This window comes from Wolbachia endosymbiont of Drosophila seguyi, from assembly GCF_028981765.1.
Lineage (GTDB): Bacteria > Pseudomonadota > Alphaproteobacteria > Rickettsiales > Anaplasmataceae > Wolbachia > Wolbachia pipientis.
Genome location: NZ_JAPQLM010000138.1, coordinates 1 through 7,465 on the forward strand (window position 1 = coordinate 1; position 7,465 = coordinate 7,465).

The window sequence follows — 7,465 nt, forward strand, 5'->3', positions numbered from 1 at the left end:
TCATTCAGTTAGTATTAATGTTTAATGAGGTGTGAGTAATGATTGATATAGCTTCTATTGGTGTAAGTACAGTTATTGATCAGAATTATAGAAGAAAAGCACAATTATGTTTATCAGGATTATTTGTAACTGTGTCAATAGCAACTGTTACCTGGTTTATTTTCCCTGCGTCACAAAATGTATTAGCTCCGTTTTTACTTCCGGCTATGTTCTTGCTCTTCACTTTATCGATGGGTTATTACATGTTCATATTTAGTTGTGAAGAAAAATCTTTGGTAAAGAATGTTCTTGGTATGGTTGAACCGGCTGAATCGGTAAAGAGAGTGCATTGCCAAGAAAATATTAAGTCCTTATTAGCAGAAGTGAGAAGTACTACGAAAGATAGGTTTCGTAACGTGCTTGTTAATCTTTGTTTTGAAGATCGTAGTAAAGCACACAAACTTGCATTATATGTGAAAGAAATTGACGATATTGTGTCTTCAATAAAAAACAAAGACCTCTTAGACCATTTTGATCAATTTTTTACTATTACTGAAGTAAGCAATAAAAAAAATAGAAGTGAATTAATGAACCTCGCAAGGGCATATAAGATGATAAGTGAAGAAGATCCAGACAAAATACAGGATTTTTTAGCTACTCAAACAAAAAGTCATTCATATGAAATAATGTTACCTGAAATTGATAATTTTCTATCACAAGCTAGGTGATTTTATCAATAATTTCATTGTGTACGTGATTATCATTTTTTGTTTCAATTCCAGTGATAACACTGCACCTAACGGGCTCTTTTATGGCTATTTCCTGAAATCCTTTTCTGACCTTATTGTAAAAATTAACATCCATTTCTTCATATTTATTCTTGTCTTTTGCTCTATTTAACCCAACTTTAACATCAATATCTAGAATGAATGTAATATCTGGATATTTAATTTCCACTAGCTTATGTAAGTCCCTTATTAGCCCTAAGTCAACTCCAAACCCATATCCTTGATATGCAATAGTTGAATCAATAAACCGATCACAAATCACTATTTTTCCTTCTGCAAGAGCTGGTAATATTAATTTTTTCATATGTTCGCGCCTCATCGAGATAAGTAGCAAGAGTTCAGAAATAGAATCAATATTATTCGTTAACAATACTCCTCTTACCTTCTCTGCAAAGTTAGTGCCACCTGGTTCTCGAGTCAATACCACATTATTTTCGCCGCGAATTTGCTTAAAATGATTTGCAAGTAGCTTAGATTGTGTTGTTTTACCAGAGCCGTCTATTCCTTCGAAAGTTATGAACATAAGTTTTATAATTATAATACTAAAAAAGAATATGCAAACAGTATACATAGAAACCGTTTGACATTTAAATAATAAGACCGTAAATTACATGTGGTATAATAATAGTCTATGGTTGCTCTGAATACTCCTAAAGTCGATTTTAGTTTTACTGCAAAAGATTTTAATCTTTTGGGAGTAGACAATAAATATTATGCATTAAGTGACTGTTGTGGAAAAAATGGTCTTATTATAATGTTTATATGCAATCACTGTCCTTACGTTCAGTCAATTATTAGCAATCTGGTAAGCGATGTTGATCAATTGAAAAAAGATTATCAGGTAAACACTATTGCAATAATGCCAAATGATGTAAATGAATATCCAGAAGATTCCTTTGAAAATATGATTAATTTTGCCAAGGAAAATAAGTTTATATTTCCATATTTAATTGATAGTACACAGAAAATAGCTAAAGAATACGGGGCTGTTTGCACTCCTGACTTTTTCGGCTTTAATTCCAATTTAAACCTTTGCTATCGTGGACGTTTTAACGACACAAAAAAAGAAAAGGTTCAAAGCTATGAAGTAGGAAGTAGTGACTTATTTCAAGCTATGAAATTTATTGCAGAAACTGGTAATTCTCCAATTGACCAAAAATCAAGTATTGGCTGCTCAATTAAATGGTCTAATTCTACAGGTTAAATATCATGCACAGTGGCTCTCAGCATTTGTTTGATATTATAATTTTGCTTTCTGCTGCTGTGTTTATAGTCATAGCATTTTGGAAAATGAATATTAGTCCAGTGCTTGGTTACTTCGTTGCAGGTGCAGTTATTGGTTCTCACGGATTTAATCTGATACACTCAGCTGAAGCAATGGATAATCTTGCAGAATTTGGTGTAGTTTTTCTATTATTCATTATAGGCCTTGAATTGACATTTGAACGCCTGATCGCTATGCGTATTCATGTATTTGGGTTCGGTTCTCTTCAAGTTATAGTTACCATGGTAGCAATATGGTGCATCGCTCTTGCTTTCGGAGTGAATACGAATATAGCAACAGTTATTGGTGGTGGGCTTGCGCTATCCTCAACAGCAATAGTGTTGCAGGTTCTGCAAGAAAAAGGTTCTCAAGCAAGTCAGGTTGGTAGGTTGTCGATAGCAGTGCTATTAATGCAAGATTTTGCAGTGGTACCATTAATAGTATTGGTACCTTTACTTACTGGCAATTCTGAGCACAGCCTGATAAGCTCATTGGCAGGTTCATTGGTGCAAGCAGCTATTGCATTAGTGCTGATATTTATAACTGGTAGATTATTGCTTCGACCTTTATTTTCGGTTATTGCTAAAATGGAAAGTAATGAGATCTTTATATCAACAACGCTTTTAATAGTATTAGGAGCAGCATTTATTACTGAGCAATTCCATTTATCGTTAGCATTAGGTGCATTTGTTGCTGGATTGTTAGTTGCAGAAACAGAATATAGACACTCAGTAGAACACGCAGTATTGCCATTTAAAGATTTGTTTCTTGGCTTATTTTTCATGACTGTTGGTATGTCCATCAATACCGAACTTTTACTCAATAAGTTACCACTAATTACTTTATTATCGATTATCCTTATCGTTTTAAAAACATCTATTATATATATATTGTGTAGATTTTTTGGGTTTAAGAGTGCACCTGCTATACAAGCTGGGTTACTGCTTTCACAAGGCGGTGAATTTGCGTTTATTTTGTTTCGCTTAGCAGATGAGCTAAATGTGCTACCAAGTGAAATCGCTCAAGTACTGATGATGGTAACTACAGTAACCATGGCTTTCACTCCTCTTTTATCGGGGCTTGGAGATTGGATAGCAAACTCATTTAGCACTGAGAAAACAATATTAGATGATGAAGCTGTTGAAACAGATACACAAGATCTTTATAACCATGTGATAGTTGCTGGATTTGGTAGAGTGGGATATATGGTAACAAAAATGCTTACGGCAGAGCATTTAAGTTACGTTGTTGTAGATATTCAATCGAAAATAGTCAAAGAAGGAAAAAGTGATAGTTTTCCTATATATCTTGGAGATGTTACAAGATGTGAAATTTTAAAATCGGTAGGAATAGAAAGAGCTCAAGCTCTCGTTATTTCAATAAAGAATGAAGTTACTATAAAAAAAGTTGTTTCTTTAGTTGCAGCAAATTTTCCGCATGTAAATATTGTAATACGCTTACCAGATCTGAGTAATGTGGAGGTTTATAGAGATCTAGGAGCTAGTAAAATTATTCCTGAAACATCTGAGATAGGATTGCAGCTAGGTGGAGCTGCACTGAGCCTTAGTGGTATTAGCGAAAGTGGAGTTACGTCTTTAAAAAGTAGATTCAGAAAAGGCAATTACAGTATGTTAAAAGACCTTGGTAGTGATAAAGATGAATAACTACTTCTCTAATTTTATGTACAGAAAGCTTCAAGCTTTATTGAGGTTTTGCCTATAGTAAATTACGCACATAATCAACCAAATTAAGGAAAGTGCAAACCAAGTGATTGCATATTCCAAATGCTTCATTGGCTGTATAGCTACTTTGCTGCCAAAATTGTTCGGCCACAATACACACTTCTCTAGCTTAATACCTAACTCATTGGAAATTTCTTCTGTACTCAGGGTAAACCATGTATTCGAAGCAGTATCGTTCTTGATAAACCAATTTTTACTTTTATTGCTATCGCAATATAAAATTCCATCTGCAACTACTTTTTCAATTTTTACTTTTTTCTCCTTTTTTTCTCCGACTATTCCTTTATTCACCAACATGTAACGTCCAGTGGTGAGCAACATAGGAGACAGCACGTGATAGCCGTGTTGCCCTGCAAAAACATATAGTTCTATGTCACTTAGAATCCCATCAATCTTGACATGCCTATAGTTAAATTTTTCAAGGTCGTTATTGGGCAACAGATGAACAACAGGAAGACTCATATTTTTGATAATATTATTCTTCCAGTTCAATCTGAATACTTGCCATAATCCTAATAAAAAAAGGAGCAAGCAAGGTACAATTAAAATAAATACTATTTTTTTTAACACTCTATATTTGTGTTCTTAAATAGTTTTCAACACCCATTAGTTCAATAAGGTCAATCTGTTTTTCAATCCAATGGAAGTGCTCTTCTTCATTTTTTAACATCTCTTCTAATAACATTACACTAACAAAATCTTTTTCTTTCTCAGCGATAGAAATCGTTTCTTTGATATCCTTAATACCTTTTCCCTCTAATTTCAAATTAGCTTCTAAGATTTTCCGTATTGTGTCTTTTGTAAACTTTCCATCATGCTTTGATATTTCGTTTGTATCCTGAAAATTTGGAACTCCTTTGAATAACAAAATTCTTTCTGCCAACTTGTTTGCATGTTCAAGTTCTTCGTTAAGCTCATTTTTTACCTTTTCTGCAAATCTATTAATTCCATTGTTTTTGAGAATCGCAAAATGCAAAAGATACTGGCGTACAGAAGTTAGCTCATTGGTCAATAATTTGTTCAAATGTTTTACTATCTCTTCATTCATAATCTTCCCTTAGTTCAATTCATCAGCATAATTTATATGATAACGATAGTTATAGCAACTCATTTAATATTTCCTTTGATAACAACCGTATTAAATAGCATGTCGTGGTATGTCTGTTTTTTCTTAGAGAAGCAAGCAACTAGATACCAGCAAAGAGTGAGCAGCACCGTTAATATAGTGAGTAGCACTATTAATATATCGAAAGCGTTTATTAACACGTCCTGTTCTTGGAAAAGCTCGATGAGGATAACTATTATGTTATATAATAGAGAAAGAAAAAACTGAGAAATGCTTCTATCAAATGCTAAACTCAAATCTATTTTAGAACCGTCCAAGCTTATGGTATGTATGTTCATTAATTGCTGACCAGGAGTTGCTTGGGCTTTTGAAGATATAAAATATGTGAAGTAACTGCAATCTATACACATAGATGAAATTAACGGAAAATTCTTTAACAATAGTCTGATTAATAAGTTTGGAATTAATAAAATTGCTCTATCTATCAAATATGCGCAAAAGCGTCTTATTATACTGGCAATCTCTGTAACAGTGGTCATTACCTATCTTCTAAATACTTTATTATAAAATCTGTAAGTTTATCAAAATGTTGAAAACATAACAAATCTTCATAACCGCTTATTGATTGACCGTATATAATAGGTAAACAATTGGCATTTTGTGCACACAGAACATCTGTGATGCTATCACCAACGAAAAACACATTTTCTCTATTTATAGGCAACGTACTCTTTTCTAGTGCAAATAGCAGTGGGGTTGCAGATGGTTTATCTTCTGCAGTATCGCATGACCCAACCACTCTTTCAAAGTAGGAATCTAGTTTAAAATAGGCAACTTCTTTACGTAAATTAGTATTTTTCTTATTACTTACTATTGCTAGATAAATATTGTGGCTTTTCAGTGTCTGCAACATTTTCTCTACTCCTTGATTCAAAGCAATGTTTTGCAATAGTGCATCATCTAAATATTGTTGATATATCTGATTCGCTTTTTTCCACTGATCGCCAAATAAATTGACCATATAGCTCTTTCTCGACTCATGGGAATTTCTATCAGCAGCTTTATTACTATACCCCATTGAGTTTATGGTATGCTTAATAGCATTAAAAATATTATCTTGAGTGTCAACTAAGGTATTATCCCAATCGAATACTACTGCTAATGAGCTATCTTTCATCTCTTATATAATTATACATTTTAACTTAATAAGTAAATAGCATTTTAATGAAAAAGATATAAATAGGACGCCCTTGATAAACACTTTTTACCACAAGTTATGTTAACTGTTTTTTATATAATTAGCTAATATACTGATTATATGATATGTTTTAATAGGTAACAGGTATGGCCCAGACATCTAAAGAAAGTGTTGAAAAAAAGTTTAAAGATGTTTTTGAACGTTCTCCAGGTGCTTTTCCAGAAGGTACCTCATTAGAAAAGAAGGTTAATTATATCGCAAAAGGAACAGAGGCTCTAAAAGCTGTGAAAAGTAAGGAGCTTGAGAACAAAATGAAAAACGTTGCAGAATTGAGTCAGAAATTTGAAAGTCAAAAAGGACGTGCAGATGAAAAAGTACGTCAAGATTTTGAAAGAATTGCTGAGCTTGACCAACAATATAAAGGGAAGGGCATCTTCACAAGTGAAAAAGTTGCAGAGCCAAAAAGTGACAAAAAACTCCAAGACACTCCGAGAAAAACTACAACAGCAGTTAAAGACCTTGAACATAATACACAAAAAAAGACTACTGAAGCTTCTGTGCAAACAGCATCAGAGCACGATTCACAAACCGTTAATCCCTCAGTAAGCAAGAGTTCTGTAAAAGAGAAGCTCAACACTGAGCCGGACAAAAAAGATAACACGCCTCAACCACAAGAAAATCAAAAAGAAGAAGGGTTTTTGAGTCTTCTGAAGCGCTTTGTTAAGAAAATATTAGAAAAATTTTTAGGTGAAGGTGAAAAGGATGTAGAGAATGCTCGTGGCATGAAAGAAGATGCTCAAAGAGATACGTCAAATAACGAAGAGCAACAAAAGAGTAAGCAGCTTGATGAAATTTTAAAGGACAAAAGTGTAAGCGAGGGTTTGAAGCAGGCAACAAAGCTTGAAAACCCGGCAATAACGCCTGTTAATACTCCTAAAGTGAATGAAGTAAACACGGGTCGTGAAAGGTGATCCGCTTTCAAGCTTCATTATACCACCACAAACCGTCATACCGCCGCGGTATCTCATCCGCTAACAAGTAGCGGGATGACGATTGTCAGGGTGTCATCCCAGTGTCCCTATGATGTCATCCCAGTGCCCTGACTACTTGGATCTAGCAAGCTTTGCTTGCAAATAAGTCTAATACGCGTCGCGTTTTATGCCAAAACACAATTGGAGTTACATGCAAAATAGATCCCAGTGTCAGCTACTCGGATGACAAAAAAAGGAGCACTGGGATGACACCATTTGTTGTATTTAACAAAGTTCGTACTTAGCTTCATGTTAGCTATAAACATTAAGAAATTTACCAAGCGAAAAAAAGGCAAAAGAAGCCCCAGCTAATATCTATTTTAGAACATTGGCGTTTTTTAAGTCTTAAACACTGCAATTTAGCTGCTTTTAAATGCAACTCACCTTAGTTTAAATG

Annotated in this window: 10 protein-coding genes; 4 read left to right on the plus strand and 6 right to left on the minus strand. The window is 33.9% G+C overall.

Translation table 11 applies throughout. The features are described 5' to 3' along the window. Positions 1-38 precede the first annotated feature (38 nt). Positions 39-707 carry a hypothetical protein gene (locus OZD62_RS03325; RefSeq protein WP_275019428.1) on the plus strand — a complete coding sequence of 223 codons (669 nt, stop codon included), beginning with the start codon at positions 39-41 and terminating at the stop codon, positions 705-707. Here OZD62_RS03325 and tmk read toward each other — a convergent pair. Beyond that, complete coding sequence (tmk, locus tag OZD62_RS03330; RefSeq protein ID WP_010081998.1) at positions 700-1,290, minus strand: dTMP kinase; 591 nt, start codon at positions 1,288-1,290, stop codon at positions 700-702. The two genes, OZD62_RS03325 and tmk, sit on opposite strands and share 8 nt — an antisense overlap. Positions 1,291-1,398: 108 nt before the next feature. On the opposite strand from tmk, the gene OZD62_RS03335 reads away from it, so the two are divergent. Further along, positions 1,399-1,971, plus strand: coding sequence for a thioredoxin family protein (locus OZD62_RS03335; RefSeq protein ID WP_010081997.1), 573 nt, complete (start codon positions 1,399-1,401; stop codon positions 1,969-1,971). Between the two features lie 5 nt (positions 1,972-1,976). Then, complete coding sequence (locus tag OZD62_RS03340; RefSeq protein WP_010963130.1) at positions 1,977-3,695, plus strand: monovalent cation:proton antiporter-2 (CPA2) family protein; 1,719 nt, start codon at positions 1,977-1,979, stop codon at positions 3,693-3,695. A gap of 30 nt (positions 3,696-3,725) precedes the next feature. On the opposite strand, the gene OZD62_RS03345 is transcribed toward OZD62_RS03340, so the two are convergent. From OZD62_RS03345 to OZD62_RS03360, 4 genes are read right to left on the minus strand one after another with little or no spacing between them, the layout of a single operon-like run. After that, entirely contained in the window at positions 3,726-4,343 is a 618-nt protein-coding gene (locus OZD62_RS03345) for an SURF1 family protein (protein WP_070357010.1), read from the minus strand. Position 4,344: 1 nt separating this feature from the next. After that, complete coding sequence (gene bfr / locus OZD62_RS03350; RefSeq protein ID WP_010081932.1) at positions 4,345-4,821, minus strand: bacterioferritin; 477 nt, start codon at positions 4,819-4,821, stop codon at positions 4,345-4,347. 59 nt (positions 4,822-4,880) lie between these two features. Next, complete coding sequence (locus OZD62_RS03355; protein WP_010081931.1) at positions 4,881-5,378, minus strand: RDD family protein; 498 nt, start codon at positions 5,376-5,378, stop codon at positions 4,881-4,883. Next, a complete protein-coding gene (locus tag OZD62_RS03360) occupies positions 5,378-6,016 on the minus strand; it encodes an HAD family hydrolase (protein WP_275019429.1) in 639 nt (212 codons plus the stop codon). The genes OZD62_RS03355 and OZD62_RS03360 overlap by 1 nt, the downstream gene beginning before the upstream one ends. A gap of 167 nt (positions 6,017-6,183) precedes the next feature. On the opposite strand from OZD62_RS03360, the gene OZD62_RS03365 reads away from it, so the two are divergent. Further along, entirely contained in the window at positions 6,184-7,008 is an 825-nt protein-coding gene (locus OZD62_RS03365) for a hypothetical protein (protein ID WP_022626161.1), read from the plus strand. A gap of 185 nt (positions 7,009-7,193) precedes the next feature. Here the strand turns inward: OZD62_RS03365 and OZD62_RS03370 are convergent, their stop codons facing one another. After that, positions 7,194-7,319, minus strand: coding sequence for a hypothetical protein (locus OZD62_RS03370; RefSeq protein ID WP_255511221.1), 126 nt, complete (start codon positions 7,317-7,319; stop codon positions 7,194-7,196). Between the last annotated feature and the right edge of the window lie 146 nt (positions 7,320-7,465).